The sequence below is a fragment of the Streptomyces griseorubiginosus genome, assembly GCF_036345115.1.
Lineage (GTDB): Bacteria > Actinomycetota > Actinomycetes > Streptomycetales > Streptomycetaceae > Streptomyces > Streptomyces griseorubiginosus_C.
The window spans coordinates 4,516,208-4,532,028 of the sequence record NZ_CP107766.1 but is presented as its reverse complement, the minus strand read 5'-3'; the positions used below and the strand labels follow the sequence as shown (position 1 = coordinate 4,532,028).

Here is a 15,821-nt window from a genome sequence, read left to right as displayed (position 1 = left end):
GCCGCGAGGTGTCAGGGCCGGGTCTCCCCGGCGCGGACCAGGCCGCTCTCGTAGGCGATGACGACGAGTTGAGCCCGGTCGCGGGCGCCGAGCTTGGCCATGGCCCGGTTGGCGTGGGTCTTGACGGTGACCGGGGTGACGAAGAGGCGTTCGGCGATCTCGGCGTTGGACAGCCCGCTGGCGACGAGGGTCATCACCTCCCGCTCCCGGGGTGTCAGCGTGGCGAGCCGACCGGGGTCGGAGAGCGCCCCGGGGGACGGCTGTGCGAGGAAGCGGGCGATGAGCTTCTTGGTCGCGGTCGGTGAGAGCAGCGCCTCGTCGGCCGCGACGAGCCGGACGGCGTCGAGGAGTTGGGCGGGGTCGACGCCCTTGCCGAGGAATCCGCTGGCCCCGGCCCGGAGCGCCTCGACGACGAACTCGTCGACCTCGAAGGTGGTCAGGACGAGCACCTTCACCCCGGCCAGGTCCTCGTCCCGGCCGATCAGCCGGGTCGCCTCGATGCCGTCGACGCCGGGCATCCGGATGTCCATCACCACGACATCGGCTCGCTCGGACCTTGCGAGCCGTACGGCCTCGGCCCCGTCGGAGGCCTCGGCGACCACCTCCATGTCCGGCTGCGCGTCGATGAGCAGCCGGAAGGTCCCGCGCAGCAGGGCCTGGTCGTCGGCGAGGAGGACACGGATCGTCATGGCGGGGGTTCCCTGGTGTGTCGGGTCGGTCATGAGGGTGCGGCGGGGGTCCGGCTTCTCGGGGTCGGTCACCGGGCTGCCCCGGGGGTCCGGCTTCTCGGGGTCGGTCACCGGGCTGCCCCGGGGGTCCGGCTTCTCGGGTCGGTCACCGGCGTGCGGTGAGGGTCTGACTTCCCGGGCTCGGTCACAAGGCTGCGGGGGTGAGGGAGAGCGGCAGTTCTGCGGCGACCCGGAAGCCGCCCTCGGGGCGCGGTCCCGTGGTCACCGTGCCGCCGACCGCGGTGGCGCGCTCGCGCATGCCGATCAGGCCGTGTCCGGTGCCGGGTCCCCCGGCCGGGTGCGGTGGGCCGTCGTCGGTGACGGTGACGTGCAGGGCGCTCGCCCCGTAGTCCAGCGTCACCTCGGCGTGCGCCCCGCGGGAGTGCTTGTGGGCGTTGGTGAGCGCTTCCTGGACGATGCGGTACGCCGTGAGTTCGATGGAGGGCGCGAGGGGACGGGGGGTGCCGAGGCGGGTCACCGTCACGTCGAGGCCGCCACCGCGGACACCGCCGATCAGCGTGTCGAGGTCGGTCAGCCGGGGGAGCGGGGCCCGGGAGTCGGGAGCGTCGTCGGACTGGCGCAACAGGCCGACGGTGGCCCGCAGTTCGTCGAGCGCGGTCCGGCTGTTGTCCTTGATGTGGGCCAGTGCCTGGTGCGCCCGGGCCGGATCGGTGCGCATCAGGTGGTGGGCGACTCCCGCCTGGGCGTTGACCAGGGTGATGTGGTGGGCGACGACGTCGTGGAGTTCGCGGGCGATGCGTACGCGTTCCTCGGTGACCCGGCGCCGGGCCTCCTGGTCCCGGGTGCGCTCGGCGTTCTCCGCGCGTGCCTCGGCCTCGGCGAGATGCCGGCGGCGGCTGCGGACGGCATCGCCCAGGGCGGTGGCCGCGATCGCGAAGTCGAACCGCAGCAGGCTGGTTCCCACCAGGAGCGGTTCGTGGTGGGCTGCGGCGTAGACCCCGGCGATCGCGACGGAGGCGGTGAGGCCGGTGAGCCAGGCCGTCCGCCGGGTGCTGCGGGTGGCCAGCGTGTACAGGGCGACGAGGCACGCCGCGGGTGTCCCGACGCTGTCCGGGTACAGCGTCATGCCGGTCAGGTCGACGGCCAGGGTGAGCAGGGCGACGGGCAGCGGCCACCGACTGCGGAAGACGAGGGGCACGCAGGCCAGCGCCGTCCAGGCCACCGCCCCGACCCGGGGCGCGTGCCATCCGGAGGGCCCGGCGGCCGTGGCGGCCACCGCGACGAAGACCACCACGGCCGCGGGCACCGCGTCCCGCACCCGCTCGTGCCGACCCAGCCACTGCCTCACCACGGTCACCTGCATGTCCTCAATGTACGAGCGGGGCGGGCGGGGATCAGCCGGTCGGGGCCGCGGTCCGGCGCTCGGGGACCGGGTGCGGCAGCGGGTGCGGCCGGTGCCCGGGGCCTTCCACCGAGACGTTCGGCAGGGCCCGGTCCAGACGCCGGGGCAGCCACCAGTTGGCCCGGCCGCACAGGTGCATGAGGGCGGGGACGACGACCATGCGGATCAGCAGCGCGTCGAGGGCGACGGCGACGGCGAGGCTCACGCCGAACTCGGAGATCACCCGCATGCCGCCGAACACGAAGGAACCGAAGACGCAGAACATGATGGCGGCGGCGACCGCGATCACCTTGCCCGTCTCGGCCTGCCCGACCCGCACCGCGCGGTGGCTGTCCCCGGTGCGGGCCCACTCCTCGCGCATCCGGCTGACCAGGAAGACCTGGTAGTCCATGGACAGTCCGAACATGATGCCGACGACCAGGATCGGCACGAACGACTCGATCGGTCCGGCGGCCCCGAGCCCGAGGAGCGAGGCGCCGTGGCCGTACTGGAAGACGACGACGATCGCGCCGAACGCCACCCCGATGCTGAGGAGGTTCAGTACGGCCCCCACGGCCGGGATGAGCAGGCTGCGGAAGGCGACGGTCAGCAGGAGGAAGCCGAGCGCGGCGATCACCAGCACGAACAGCGGGAGCTTGCCCATCAGCACGGACGCGAAGTCGTCGTTGCTCGCGGTGGGGCCGCCCACGTAGACCTTCATCGACGTGCCCTGCTCGGCCCGCGGGATCACATCGGCCCGCAGGCGGTCGATCAGGTCCGAGGTGGCCGCCGACTGCGGGGACGTGGTCGGGACGACGGAGACCACGCCGACGCGCTGCCCGTCCTTCATGGGCGCGGCGCCGGCACTCGCGACCCCGTCGACCCGCCGGAGCGCGGTGACGAGCTTCGACTCGGCGGCCCGGTCGGCCGCGGTGGGGGCCTGGACCGCGAGGACGAGCGGGCCGTTGAAACCGGGCCCGAAACCGTCCGCGATCATGTCGTAGGCCTGCCGGTTCGTCGAGGTCGTGGGCAGGTTGCCGTCGTCGGAGGCACCCAGGCGCAGCGACAGGGTCGGCAGGGCGAGTGCCGCCAGCACGGCCAGCGCGAGCAGACCGAACGCCTTGGGACGGGCCTGCACCCGCTCCGCCCAGCGGCCCCACCAGCCGGTGCCGCCCGCGGCCCCCCGCACCCCGGCGGCGACCGCCCGTCGCTCGCGGCGGCCGAGGATCCGGGGGCCGATCATGCCGAGCAGCGCGGGCAGCAGGGTGAGGGCGGCCAGGACGGTCAGGACGACGGTGACGGCCGCGCCGACGGCCATGCCGTTGATGATGCCGACGTTCAGGGTGAGCATGCCGAGCAGCGCCACCACGACGGTCAGCCCGGCGAACACCACGGCCCGGCCGGAGGTGTTGAGGGCCTCGGCGATCGACTCGGCCACGCCCGTGCCCGCCTTCAGCTGGGCGCGGTGCCGGTTGACGACGAACAGGGCGTAGTCGATGCCCACGCCCAGGCCGATGAGCGAACCGAGGGTCAGCGTGGTGCTCGACAGCGAGATGACATGGCTGAGCAGGATCACCGCGACCGCGGACGTGCCGACGCCGACGATCGCCGTGACGATCGGCAGCACCGCCACCCACACCGCCCGGAAGACGAACAGCAGCACCACGAAGGCGAGCGCGATGCCCATGGCGTCGGCGACCGGGTTCGGTTCGGGGTTGACGGTGAACGCCTGCCCGTTGAGCGCGATGTGCAGACTCTCCGACTCCGGGGCGGTCGCGAGTTCCTGGACGTGCTCGACCTGCGCGTCCTGGACGTCCCGGTCGAACGCGACCGTGGCGTACGCCGTCCGGCCGTCCTTGCTGACCTGCGCCGCGCCCTGTGCCGTGTAGGGGCCGCCGACCGCGGCGACCCCGGGCGCGCGGGAGACGCGGTCCAGGGCGGCGGTCATCGCCTTCGCCACAGCGGGTGCGGTCACCTTGCCGCCCTCGGCCTGCCAGACGATCCGGCCGCTCTTGCCCGCCGCGCTGTTCGAGGCTCCCTGGAGCAGTGCGCCGGCCCTGGCGGAGTCGGTGTTCTGCGAGGTCGGGGAGTTGCCGAACGCGCTGCCTGCCGCGCCGGCCCCGGCCCCCAGACCGATCAGCAGGCCCACCCAGATCAGGAGGACGGCGAGCCGGTGCCGGTGGCACCAGCGGGCGAGAGAGGACATCGACGGGCCTTTCCAGGGACGCACCACATGAGGGTGGGCGGGGAATCCCGGCCCACCCTCACGCTCGCATCGCCTCGCCCTCCCGTCGTCGGGCGATCGAAGACACTTGCCCCTACTGCGATCGCAGCAGGCGGCTCACCGCCTGACGGTGAAGTACTGCCAGGCCCCCCAGGTGCTGATGTTGGTGTTGTCCCGGCTGCTGGGCACGTACTGCGCGGCCACCCGGTACCTGTTGTTGACACGGTTGGTGAGCGACATCTGCTGGCGGCCGGTGCTGCTGGAGCTGAGGGCCGCGCAGGCCGAGGTGCTCTGCGTGTGCCAGGCACCGCTGTAGTACCGCTGCACCCGGTACTTGACGCACTGGCCGGCCTTGTTGGGCGCGACGGTGACGTCGAGCCGCTCCTTGGCGGTGCTGTGGTACACGCGGTAGACGGTGCTGCCGACGGTCGTGCTCGTGTAGTAGCCGGACAGCTTCTGCGAGACCCCCGCGTAGGTGTGCACCGCCCGGGAGACGGTCTTCGGGGCGTACCGGTAGTCACCCGTGAACACCGCGCTGAACGTGGTGTTGCGGGTGAGCTTGTACGACGCCGTCAGATTGCCGTGCGAGTCCACCTTGGCGGACTTCACGAGGACCTTGGTGCCGCTGTACGGCTGGGCGTAGATCGCCACCGTACGGCTGTTGTAGGTGGTGCCGAGGTGCGCGGTGACCTTCGCGCTCTGGCCGTACTTGTACGTCCCGTGGTCGGTGGCGACCGTCAGGGACGTCGCCGCCCGGGACACCTGCACGGTGGCCGTGCGGCTGCCGTCCTTGTGGGAGACGTCACCGCCGAAGGACACCTTGTAGGTGTTGGCGCCGCCGACCTGCGGGGTGTCCTTGAACGTGAACGACCCGTCGGCGGCGACCTGGGCGTCGGCGAGCGCGACCCCGGAGGAATGCGCGAGGTCGGTCTTGGTCACCTTGACGACCGTGCCGGAGGCGAAGGGCGAGCCGGAGAGCCGGCCGGTCACGGTCAGCGCCTTGGCACGGGTGGCCGTGGCCGGTGCCGACAGCGTCACCGAGGTGGGCAGCTTGGCGACCTGGACGAGGCCCGAGGAGCTCGCCGCCTCGTGGGTGGCGTCGCCGACGTAGTTCGCCGCGTAGGTGTACGTGCCCTCCGCCGACGGGGTGTCGGTGAACGTGAAGGAGCCGTTCGCCGCCGTCGTCACCTCGCGCAGGGCGGTGCCGTTGCGCGTCACCTGCACGACCTGGCCCGCGGGGAGCGCCGCGGTGGAGGTCAGGGTGCCGTTGACGGTCAGGGACCGGCCCGGGACCGCCGTGGCCGGGGCGGTGAGCTGGAGCGAGGTCGCCGCCTTGGGATTCTGGACCAGGGGTGCCTCGCTGACGACCGGTCCGCTGATCGTCTGCACGTCGGGAGTGTCACCGGTGCCGCCGGAGAAGGCGAGGAGCGCGCTCGGCGGCAGCGTCACCGTCTGGTCCAGCACCTGCGTCCCGTCGATCCGGACGTACACGTGACCGGCGTCGATCTGCACGTCGACCTGGTGCGTGCCCTGGCGCAGGGAGGTGCCGAGCTTGACCAGCGGCTGGTAGCCGATCACCGGCGAGCCGGCCGAACTGCGGCCCACCGCCACGAAGTTCTGGGCCTGGAGGGTGTTGTTCCAGCCGGTGGCGAACGCGATCACGGTGCCCGGCCGGCCCGCGATGCCGAGGCCGTCGCCGCTCGCGCCGAGCGCCGAGGCGGAGTTCTGGTCCGGGTCGAGCAGGGCGAGCGTCATGCCCTTCCCGCCGCCGCCGGGGCCGAACTTGGCGGTGAAGGTGGCCCGCAGGCCGTCGGTGCGCAGCGGCTTGCCGTACACCGCGGTACCCGCCTGGTTGGCGGTGGCCGGGGTCAGCTGGACACCGCCGCCGTCGGCGGGCACCGCCGAGCCGTTGGTCCGCCACTGCCCGTCGGCGACCGAGGTGGTCGTGGCGGTACCGGTGCCGGTGCCCTTGATCGGCACGTACATGGCGCCCTGGGCGTTGCCGTTCGCGTCGGTCCCGGTGCCGGTGACCTCGTAGGAGGCGTTCAGGTCCGCCGCCGAGCGCGGGGTGAACGTCACGGTCTGCACGGCGGTCTGCTCGGGACCGATGACCAGACCCTCGGACAGCTGCACCGGGCTGTTGAAGTCACCGGTGGGCGCCTTGGCCTTGGTCACGGTCACCGGGATGTTGCCGGTGTTGGTGAGCGTGAACGACAGCGACTTCGAGCTGCCGATCGGGACCTGCCCGAAGTCCAGCGAGGCGGTGGAGAACTCCAGGTGCCCCTGTCCGGTGACGGCCGTCGCGGTGACCGGCACGCTCAGGGTGTGCGTGGCACCGCCGCCGCTGCTGACGACCACGAGCGAGGCGCTGTCGTCCTGGTCGCCCTGCGGCGCGTAGGTGACCGAGAGCACGAACGAGCCGCCGGCCGGTACGACCGTGCCCGCGGCCGGCAGGCCCGAGGCGGTGAAGGGGCCGCCGGGCGCGGCGACCGAGTCGATGGTCTCCGGTCCGGTACCGGTGTTGGTGACCTGGAGGTTGAGCGTCGAGGTGCTGCCGGTGGGCACCTCCCCGAAGTCCAGGGCGCCGGGTGCCGCCCCGAGACCGGGCCGGGTGCCGACGCCGTGCAGCGCGAAGACGAGCTTCTGGCCGTCCGACAGGTTCGCGGTCAGGGTGCCGTTGATGCCGCCGGTGGTCGTCGGGGCGAAGGTGATCGGCACGTCCAGGGTGGCGTCCTGCGCCAGTGCCCGGGGCCGCTCGGGGGTGGGCACGGCGGACGGGTCGACCGAGAACGCGCCGGAGGCCTTGAGTCCGGTGATGCTGACGTCCTGGGTGGCCGTCAGCTTCATCGGGGCCGATCCGCTGCTGCCCGTGGCGACCTGCCCGAAGTCCAGCGCGGCCGCGGTCAGGGCGGTCCTGGCCGGGCTGCCGAAGCCGTAGAGGACACCGTCGCGGGTGCCGACGTACACCTTGCCGTGGGCAGCGGTCGGGGTGCTGAACTTCGTGGCCGTGCCGATCGGCGCGGACCACAGCAGCTGGAGCAGGCCGTTGCCGTCGGGGGTGGGGCTGTAGGCGCGCAGGGTGCCGTCGGCGCCGGAGGCGTTGCTCGCGGAGGTCATCCACACCAGGGCACTGGACTCGTCGTCGCCGTCGGAGGTGACCAGGGGGGAGCCGCTGGTGTAGCCGAAGGTGTCCTGGCTCTGGCCGGTGAGGGTGAGTGCGGGCGTACCGCCGTTGCGCACGCCGTACTTGAGGGCGCGCAGCGGGCCCTGGTTGCCGACGACGTAGACGTAGCCACCGTCGCCGCCCCAGAAGGCGGGGTGCCCCCACATGCCCTGGTAGGGGCCGGACACGCTCAGCGCGGCGTCACCGCCCTGGGGTCCCTGGCCCATGCCGCCGAGGTTGTCGCGGTCGAGCAGGAACACCCGCCCGTCCTTGCCCTGCTGGACCAGCAGATGCGGGTGCTCGGCGGTGCCGAAGCCGTCCGGCAGCGCCATCGGGGCGCCCGAGGAGATGTCCTGGTCGGTCAGGTCCAGGGTCGCGGCGTCGCTGGGGCTGAAGAAGTCGGCGGTGTTGAGGCTGCCGTCCGGGCCCACCTGGAGGCGTACGACGGACTCGGCGAGGGTGCCCTGAACGGTCTTGCCCGGTCCGGGCGCCGGGCTGATGCCGTTGCCGGTGCTGAAGAAGATCCGGCCGGAGCCGTCCGAGACCAGGCCGCCGCCCGACTGCCAGATGCCGGCGCCGCCCGTGCTGGCGCCGGTCACCGAGGCCCACATCGAGGTGATGCTGTGCGCCGTGGTGCTCACGCCGACCACATAGCCGCGGTACGGCCAGGCGTCGCAGTGGCCGCCGAAGCCCGCGTAGACGACCCCGTCCATCAACAGCAGGCCGGGGCGCTGCTGTTCGTAGTAGGCGTCGAAGGTGTTGCCCGGGGCGTTGGCTGGGCTTCCCGCGATGGTGACCGGCCATCCCGCGCGCTCGGCGCCGGAGGCCGGGTCCACCGCGTGCATCAGCCACTTCGGGTGGCGGTGCGTGGCGGTGCCGTCGTCGACCTTGGTGGTGAAGTAGAGGGAGTTGGTCGCCGGGTCGTAGACGGGCGTCGCGGTCGCGCCCACGTTGGGCACCAGGTCCCCGCAGCCGATCGCCGAGGCCGGCCATGCCGGTCCGTAGTTCTTGCTCCACTCGATCGCACCGGTCGTACGGTCGAGGCCGTACAGGGTGTTGCTCTCGGTGACCGCGATCACCTGGTCGCCCAGCACCAGCGGCTGGGCGTATATCTGCCCGTCCAGCTTGGTGGCGAAGAGCTGTCCGAAGGCGGAGGACTGGACGACCGCGGGGGAGAGTCCGGCCTGGCTCCGGTCCCAGTTGGTACGCAGGTTGTCGACGCCCTGGGTGGTCTGGTCGGCCTGGGCCGACGGCGACAGCAGGCCGATCGTCGCCCCGATCAGGGCGGCGCCGGCGAGGGCCGCGACCGCCATCAGACGGGGGCGGCGCCGGTCGCGGTGGTGGCGGCCACGGCGCACGGGCACGAGAAACCCGGACAAACCGGGACCTCCTCTGGTCATCGCTCCCGGAGCGGTCACAGGTGCGGGGCAAACCTGAAGACTGAGCGGTTTTTCCTATCATCAACTGACGCGTTTCTGCACATGTTGCGCACACTTCTTTTCAGTAACGTCATCTCCGGGTGCACCCGCGGAGGTTGACCGACACGCTGGCTAGGGTGGGGCCGTGGAGCTCCTGCACCTGCGCTATTTCGTCGCCGTCGCCCAAGAACTCAACTTCTCCACCGCGGCCCGCAGACTGCACATGGCGGCCTCTCCGCTGAGCCGTCGGATCAAGGATCTGGAACAGGAGCTCGGGCACCGGCTGTTCGACCGGGACACCCACCGTGTGCGGCTCACTCCGGCCGGCAGCGCGCTGCTGCCGATCGCGCGCGGCGTCCTGGAGCAGGTCGACTCCATCGGCTGGCGGCTGGACGAGGCGGTCCGCCCCCGGCGCACCACCCTGCTGCTCGGGGTCCCCAGCGGGGTCCACCCGGATCTGCGGGAGCGGATGGACACCCTGGCGGCACGGGTCGACGACCGGTTCGAGATCAAGCGCTGGCCGGGCGGCACCGAGCGCCTGGTCGACGCGGTGTGCGACGGCAGGCTGGCGCTCACCCTGGCCCGCCTGCCGGTGGTGGGCGACCCGGCGCTGGAGCAGTTGCCGGTGATGTCGGAGCGCCTGGGCGCGGTCGTGCCGGGGGAGCGGTTCGCGGGTCGCGAGTCGATCGCCCTCGCGGAACTGGCCGAACTCGCCTACGCGGGCTCCCCGTCGGCCGTGACCAACGCCTACTTCCGCGGGCTGGACCGGCAGTTGCACGAACTCGGCATCCGCAAGCGCGTCGAGCTGGGCAGCGCGACGTTCGAGGGGGTCGCCGAGATAGTGGCCGGCGGACTCGCCTTCGCCATTTCCATGCTGGACGCACGCAGCCCCATGCGGAACCACATGGTCGGGGATGTCGCGGTCCTGCCCTTCTCGGACTTCCATCCCCGCCTGGAGACCGGACTGCTGTGGCGCAAGGACCGCGCACGGGCCGGGGACCTGGGTGACGTCATCGACCTGGCCCGCGAGGTCTTCGCCGAGCCGCTCTTCGCGTGACCTCCGGTGGGCCCCCGGCCCGCGGCGGCCCACCGCCCCGGTGCCGGCGGTCAGGCTTGCGTTTGAGAAACCGATCGGTTTACGGTGGTGGAACCGATCGGTTTACCATTCTGTGGAGGTAGTCATGACCGCTCTTAAGGGCGCCAACGTCTTCGTCACCGGCGGCAGCCGCGGCATCGGCAAGGCCCTGGTGGAGGAGCTGTACGCACGCGGAGCCGCCAAGGTCTACGCCACGGCCCGCGACCCGCGCACCGTCACCCACCCCGACGCCGTCCCGGTAGCGCTGGAGGTCACCGACCCGGCCTCGGTGGCCGCGGCCGCCGCACAGGCCGACGACGTCACCGTGCTGATCAACAACGCCGGCGCCTCGGTCGGCGCGTCCTTCCTCGACTCCTCCGTCGACGACATACGCCGGGAGTTCGAGACCAACTTCTACGGCCCGCTCCTCGTGGCCCGTGCCTTCGTGCCGGTCATCGAGCGCAACGGCGGCGGCCACCTCCTCAACGTGCACTCCGTCCTGTCCTGGCTCGCCCTCGGCGGCTCCTACAGCGCCTCCAAGGCCGCCCTGTGGTCGCAGACCAACTCCCTGCGCCTGGAGCTCCAGCCGCGCGGCATCGCGGTGACCGGCCTGCACGTCGGCTACGTCGACACCGACCTGGCCTCCGGCGTCGACGCCCCCAAGTCCGACCCCCGTGACGTGGCCCGCCTCGCACTGGACGGCGTCGAGACCGGCGCGTACGAGGTCCTCGCCGACGACATCTCCCGCCAGGTCAAGGCGGGCCTGGCGGGCGACCTGGCGGGGCTGTACGCGCAGTTGGCCCAGTAGCCTTCGACTCTGCACGTGCGATGGCCCGTCGGCGCCGGCCGCCGGCCCGGTGGACGACATGCCCAGCCCGGCCGGAAGGAGCCCGTTCGGATGACGGTGCCGGAAGAGTGGAAGCACGGTCTGGAGTCGGACACCCCGCCGGCGCCGTACGCGACCGACGGATCGGACTTCCAGGGCGCGCTGCGGTACCACTACCGTGCCGCGCTGCAGAACTTCATCAAGTTCTTCCCGGTGTTCCTGCTGCTCTGGATCCAGATCTTCTTCACCCGGATCGACTGGCTGCTGCCGGTGGCCGTCGTCGGCATGCTCGGCACGGTGTGGACGCTCTTCCTCCTCGCCGGCCGCGTGGGTGCGACCCGGAGGTGCGCGAAAGCGTTCCGCACCTACCCGCTCGAATTCCGCACCCCCGTCGAGAAGATCGGCATGGAGTCCACCCACACGCTCTACCTGCGCCTCGGCGACCAGCAGGGCACCCCCTTCACCCTGCGCGCGAAGGACGCCCTGGGGCGTGGCCGCTGGCCTGTCGGCATCACCGACGGCGTCTGGTTCGCCGGCGACGAGCCCTTCGGCGGCGCGATGATCGTGCCGGGCGGCGGCGAACTCCTCTTCCTCCAGCCCAGGGACTGGACCGCGAGGGAAGAGGACCGGGCCGGCGCCGGACCGGAGCGGATCGAGAAGGCGAAGCGGGCGGGCATCCATCGCCCCGCGCGCAGGTAGCGCACCTGGCGGGACAGTGGCGTCACAGGCTCACCAGGATCTGCGGCGAGAGCTCCTTGACCATGGTGTTGGTCCAGCGCATCTGCCGTAGCGTCTGCGGGTGGCAGGCGGAGGCGAGGGCGAGGAGCCCGTCGTCCCTGGTGGCCTGGGCGGCCTGGGCGAGCATCTCCCAGTGCAGGGAGTTCCGCGCGGCGTCGAGGTGGAGGTCCCGCAGGTCACGCAGGAGCAGCAGACCGGGCTCGGGGCGCCGGCCCAGTGCCTCGGCCGTCTTCTCCCTGAGCGCCGAGAGCAGACCGTACGAGGAGTCCCTGGGCGGATCGCCGAGGTCGAGGCCGTGGTCGTGGCCCGCGTCGGCCAGCAGCCGGACGTGCTCGGCGGACCAGCGGGCGAGGTCGGTGGCGACATGGTGGATCTCATGTTCCGTCCGGTGCCGCTCCGCCACCGTCGTCAGCTCCTCGGCCAGGTGCCGCTCACCGTGGTGGAGCGCACGGAGGGTGAGCTCGATACCGGTCATGGGGTGCCCTCCTCACGAGTGCCGGTACGGCCCCGGCATCCCTCGGGACGCCGGCCATGAACCTGTCCGACCCCGCCGTCCGGGCGTCACGCGGTGTCCGCGGGCGCCCGGGCAACGGGGTCTGTGGACCGACCGTACGGAGGGGTCAGCCTCGACCGGGTCCGTACGCCGTCGACGCACCTCGTTCCTCGGCGCGCGAGGTGTTCCGATTGGCCATCGCGCTGGCGGCCATGCCCAGGATCAGAGCGAGGATGCCGACGATGACGTTGTTGACGATCGAGCGGGTGGTGCTGACGTCACCGGCCACGGCCCACGGGGCGATGATCGTCCACGCACCCAGGGCACAGGCGGCCCAGGCCATGCTGTGCGTGCGTTCGTAGGCGCGTCCGAAGCCGCCGCTCAGGAGCAGCGCGAAGGCGATGCCGACGATCAGGTTGTTGACGGCCAGCGTGGACAGGCCGTTGAAGCCCGCGATCCACGGAGAGGCCGCCAGGTAGATCCCCGTGAGGAAGGCCAGGGTCTCCACGGCCTGGGCTCGCGGGGTGGTCGTGGCGCTCTCTGCCAGTTCGTGGCGCCGGTGCATGTCGATGATGTCGGGATGGGTTTCCATCGGCGAGTGGGGCGAGGCTGTCATTCCCGCCACCTCCGATTTGGTTGGCTGTTGGGTCGGTGCTGAGCTGCGAGTACCCATATCGGTCGAATGACGCATCGAATGCACCGCCCGTCGTCCACGGCCTCGCACCGGTCGGCCGTCACCGCTCACATCGCCGGTGAGGCCAGGACGTCGTACGACCACTGCGCCGGGGCGCCTCCGCCTCAGCCGTAGTAGCCCTCCAGGTCGGCGACGACATCGACCGAGCCGAGCGCGTTGTGGATCCGGATGGCGCCGTCGGCCCCGACCGGGACCACGGCGAGGACCGGGCGGGTCCGGCCCGCGGTGAGGTTGTCGTTCGACACGGTCGGCAGCGTGCCGTCGCCGTAGGCGGTCAGGTGGGTGCCCGCGGTCGGGGCCACGCCCGTGAGGTTGACCAGTACTGCACCGGCTCCCGCGGGGACCTTGGCGAGCTTCACGGTGAGGGTGCCGCCCGCGCCCAGCGGCTTCGCGGTCGCGCCCAGGCCCGTGCGGGTGTCGAGGAAACGCGTGGGCGCGGTCGGCACGAACGACCCGCCGAGGGGCGCCAGTGTGTCGACGTCCGTCTCCGCCTGCTGGTTGGTGTACAGCCCCTGGAGGTCGGCGATCAGCTGGACGTGCCCGGCGCTGTTGTAGAGGCGCACCTTGCCGGCGCTCACACAGGACACGGCGAGGTTGGAGGCGGTCTGTCCCGCCCGGTAGTTGAGGGTCGAGGTGGGGGGCTGACCGGGGCCGCCGCAGTACACGGTGACGTAGCCGCTGCTGGTGCCCCCGGTCACGGTGACGTTGAGGACCGCGCCGACGGTCGCCAGGCCGCGTGCGTACGTCGGCAGGGTGAGGGTCGTGGTGCTGCGCGGCCCGACCGCGCCCTTGGCGGCGCCGGTGCCGTTGCGGGTGTCCAGCACCCGGGTCGGGGGCAGCGTGGCCAGGTCCGACAAGGACAGGTCGCCGTCGTCGGCCTGGGTGGTGTAGTAGCCCTCCAGGTCCGCGACGAGGTTCACCGTGCCGTGCGCGTTGTAGAGGTCGACGTAGCCGTCGGCACCCACCTGGACGGTGACCAGGTTCGGATTGTCTTGTCCTGCGCCGAAGTTGAGGTTCGACGCGCTCGGGCGGGCGGTGCCGTCCGGGTAGACCGACACATAACTGGACGCCGTCGCGCCCGTGTCGGTGACGTTGAGGGTCACCGCCGTCACTCCGGACGCCGGGACGTATCCCTCGCCGAGGACCTTCAGCCGGACCACACCACCGGCACCGACGGGCCGCTTCGGCGCACCTGTCCCGGACCGGGTGTCCAGCATCCGCACGGAACCGGCGGAGACGAAGGCCGCGCCGACCGTGGCCCTGCCGGTCGCGGTGGCGGTCCGCCCGTCCGAGTCTGTGACCGTCTGCGTGACGGTGTACGTGCCGGGCGCCTTGTAGGTGTGCTGGAGCCGGCCGTCGCGGGAGGTACCGGCGACCGCCGCCGAGCCGTCGCCGAAGGTGATCCGGTCGCTGGTGACCGGATAGGGGTCGACGCCGGTGTCGTACGTGCACTGGGCGGTGTCCGGCAGCGCGGGACCGGCACCGCCACAGCCGATCGACGGCGCGAGATCCGGCACCGGCTCGACCTGTACCCGGTAGGTGGCGACACCGACCCGTGTGCCGTCGGCCCTGTTCACCACCACCGAGGCCTCGATGCCGCTGCCCGACGTGACCTGCGTGTAGGTGTGGCCGGCCGAGCCGGTGGCGGAGGTGACGGTCGTACCGTCCCCGAAGTCGAAGGTGTACGTGAAACGGTCGAGCGGGTCCGACCACGGGTTGCCGAGCACTGCGGTGGCCGTGCCCGGAACGCCGACGTATCCGGCGCTCACCTTGAGCCCCTTCACCGCGAAGGGGTCCTGGAACTCGGTGGCGCCCCGGTCGTCGTGGCCGGTGCCGGTGTCGGCGACGAGGGGGTCGTCGACCCGGGGATGTCCGTGGACGTCCGTGGACAGCTCGCCGGGGGCGTCGGAGTCGGCCGAGTCGATGAGCGGTGAGTGCTCGGTGGGCAGTCCGCCCGCGGGGATCGTCAGATCGGTCTGGTCCAGGTCGTGGGCGCCCTGGCCGGTGCCCGCTCGGAAGGCCTGTGCGGTGCCGTAGGCGGTGCCGGCCCAGTCGTAGTCCGTGCCGGCCGACGGGGGGTTGAGCGCGTTGTAGTCCGCGCTGACCTGGGGGGCGGAGGTGGCGTCCACCGTGAGCCCGGCCGTGTCGGCGGCGCAGGCGGTCGTGCCGTAGGGCAGGGCCACGGTGTTCTCCACCGACCCGGAACTGCCGTCGGTCAGACGGATCGCGCCGCAGACCGTCCAGAACGTGTCGCCGGCGAAGTCGATGCCGGTGGTGCCCGCGGCCGAGACGCCACCGCCCTCGAAGGTGTCGCCGGCCAGCGTGATGCTCCGTGCTCCGGCGGCGCTGGTGACGTCCGGTCCGGTGGACTGGTCGACGTCGAGGCGGGTGAGGGAGATGTCGGAGGAGGAGCCGTCGACCGCGATCACCGCGGTGGAGCCGTCCACGAGGGTGCTCAGCGCGGAGGCGGCGCCGAAGCCGATGTGCTGTGAGCCGTCGACGGCCAGGGCGGTCGCCCCGGCGGCCCTGACACCGATCCCGGTCATGTCGACGTACCGGGCACCGGAGAAGGTGATGCCCGTGGCCGGGCGCGGGCCCCCGACGGTGACGAGCGAACCGTCGCCGGTCGCCGCGGCGGAGAAGGTGACGGGTGCGTCGGAGGTGCCGACGGATCTGATGGTCACGGGCGCGTAGGCCGTGCTGTTGCCCGCGATGCGTACGGTGTCCCCGGGCGCGGCGGCGTCCGCGGCCGGCTGGATCTGGCAGAAGGGCTCCGCGGCGGAACCGGGGCCGGTGTCGGCACAGTCGGGGGCTTCGTCGTTGACGTAGAACGTCGTACCGGTATCGGTGCCGCTACCGGTGTCCGCGTGGGCGGTGCTCACGCCGAGGCAGCCGACGAACAGGGCCGTGAGGGCGGCGGACGCCACCCCTGATCGTCTCCAGCCCTTGTTCGAGCCCATGGTTACGTCCCCCTCCGGACTCTCGCTGCAACTGGCGGGAGCGTAGGTCAGGCCAGGGACGGCGGATGGGGGTGAGGCGCCCTTTTTGCCTCCGACCCCGAAAGTTTGCTCGGGGTTGGCTGGAGCGGGGAGGGCGCAGACCAGCGCATCAGCAGGCTTT

The 15,821-nt window shown here is 72.1% G+C and carries 10 protein-coding genes; 3 read left to right on the top strand and 7 right to left on the bottom strand.

What is annotated here, in order from left to right; genetic code table 11:
- Positions 1–11: 11 nt before the first annotated feature.
- From OHN19_RS20380 to OHN19_RS20365, 4 genes are all read right to left on the bottom strand, one after another.
- Positions 12–689: a response regulator transcription factor gene (locus tag OHN19_RS20380; RefSeq protein WP_330269658.1), complete on the bottom strand. Its 678-nt coding sequence runs from the start codon at positions 687–689 to the stop codon at positions 12–14.
- Between the two features lie 184 nt (positions 690–873).
- Positions 874–2,052 carry a sensor histidine kinase gene (locus OHN19_RS20375; RefSeq protein ID WP_330265564.1) on the bottom strand — a complete coding sequence of 393 codons (1,179 nt, stop codon included), beginning with the start codon at positions 2,050–2,052 and terminating at the stop codon, positions 874–876.
- Positions 2,053–2,083: 31 nt separating this feature from the next.
- On the bottom strand, positions 2,084–4,276 hold the full coding sequence (locus tag OHN19_RS20370; protein ID WP_330265563.1) for an MMPL family transporter: 2,193 nt from the start codon (positions 4,274–4,276) through the stop codon (positions 2,084–2,086).
- A gap of 135 nt (positions 4,277–4,411) precedes the next feature.
- A complete protein-coding gene (locus OHN19_RS20365) occupies positions 4,412–8,836 on the bottom strand; it encodes a choice-of-anchor D domain-containing protein (RefSeq protein ID WP_330265562.1) in 4,425 nt (1,474 codons plus the stop codon).
- Positions 8,837–9,020: 184 nt separating this feature from the next.
- Between OHN19_RS20365 and OHN19_RS20360 the strand changes: the two genes are divergently transcribed.
- The 3 genes from OHN19_RS20360 to OHN19_RS20350 all read left to right on the top strand — a co-directional run bounded on the left by OHN19_RS20360 (position 9,021) and on the right by OHN19_RS20350 (position 11,475).
- A complete protein-coding gene (locus OHN19_RS20360; RefSeq protein WP_330265561.1) occupies positions 9,021–9,932 on the top strand; it encodes a LysR family transcriptional regulator in 912 nt (303 codons plus the stop codon).
- Between the two features lie 124 nt (positions 9,933–10,056).
- Positions 10,057–10,758, top strand: coding sequence for an SDR family oxidoreductase (locus OHN19_RS20355; RefSeq protein ID WP_330265560.1), 702 nt, complete (start codon positions 10,057–10,059; stop codon positions 10,756–10,758).
- Positions 10,759–10,848: 90 nt separating this feature from the next.
- Positions 10,849–11,475, top strand: coding sequence for a hypothetical protein (locus OHN19_RS20350; RefSeq protein WP_330265559.1), 627 nt, complete (start codon positions 10,849–10,851; stop codon positions 11,473–11,475).
- Positions 11,476–11,497: 22 nt separating this feature from the next.
- Here OHN19_RS20350 and OHN19_RS20345 read toward each other — a convergent pair whose 3' ends face one another.
- The 3 genes from OHN19_RS20345 to OHN19_RS20335 all read right to left on the bottom strand — a co-directional run bounded on the left by OHN19_RS20345 (position 11,498) and on the right by OHN19_RS20335 (position 15,661).
- Positions 11,498–11,989, bottom strand: coding sequence for a hypothetical protein (locus OHN19_RS20345; RefSeq protein WP_330265558.1), 492 nt, complete (start codon positions 11,987–11,989; stop codon positions 11,498–11,500).
- 145 nt (positions 11,990–12,134) lie between these two features.
- Positions 12,135–12,623: an SPW repeat protein gene (locus OHN19_RS20340; RefSeq protein WP_330265557.1), complete on the bottom strand. Its 489-nt coding sequence runs from the start codon at positions 12,621–12,623 to the stop codon at positions 12,135–12,137.
- A 182-nt stretch (positions 12,624–12,805) separates the two neighbouring features.
- A complete protein-coding gene (locus tag OHN19_RS20335; RefSeq protein ID WP_330265556.1) occupies positions 12,806–15,661 on the bottom strand; it encodes a PKD domain-containing protein in 2,856 nt (951 codons plus the stop codon).
- Positions 15,662–15,821 lie beyond the last annotated feature (160 nt).

Bases quoted from the DNA above. Each gene is read 5' to 3' on its own strand.
- OHN19_RS20380 (WP_330269658.1), bottom strand. From the start codon at position 689: ATGACGATCCGTGTCCTCCTCGCCGACGACCAGGCCCTGCTGCGCGGG.
- OHN19_RS20375 (WP_330265564.1), bottom strand. From the start codon at position 2,052: ATGCAGGTGACCGTGGTGAGGCAGTGGCTGGGTCGGCACGAGCGGGTG.
- OHN19_RS20370 (WP_330265563.1), bottom strand. From the start codon at position 4,276: ATGTCCTCTCTCGCCCGCTGGTGCCACCGGCACCGGCTCGCCGTCCTC.
- OHN19_RS20355 (WP_330265560.1), top strand. From the start codon at position 10,057: ATGACCGCTCTTAAGGGCGCCAACGTCTTCGTCACCGGCGGCAGCCGC.
- OHN19_RS20350 (WP_330265559.1), top strand. From the start codon at position 10,849: ATGACGGTGCCGGAAGAGTGGAAGCACGGTCTGGAGTCGGACACCCCG.
- OHN19_RS20345 (WP_330265558.1), bottom strand. From the start codon at position 11,989: ATGACCGGTATCGAGCTCACCCTCCGTGCGCTCCACCACGGTGAGCGG.
- OHN19_RS20340 (WP_330265557.1), bottom strand. From the start codon at position 12,623: ATGACAGCCTCGCCCCACTCGCCGATGGAAACCCATCCCGACATCATC.
- OHN19_RS20335 (WP_330265556.1), bottom strand. From the start codon at position 15,661: ATGGGCTCGAACAAGGGCTGGAGACGATCAGGGGTGGCGTCCGCCGCC.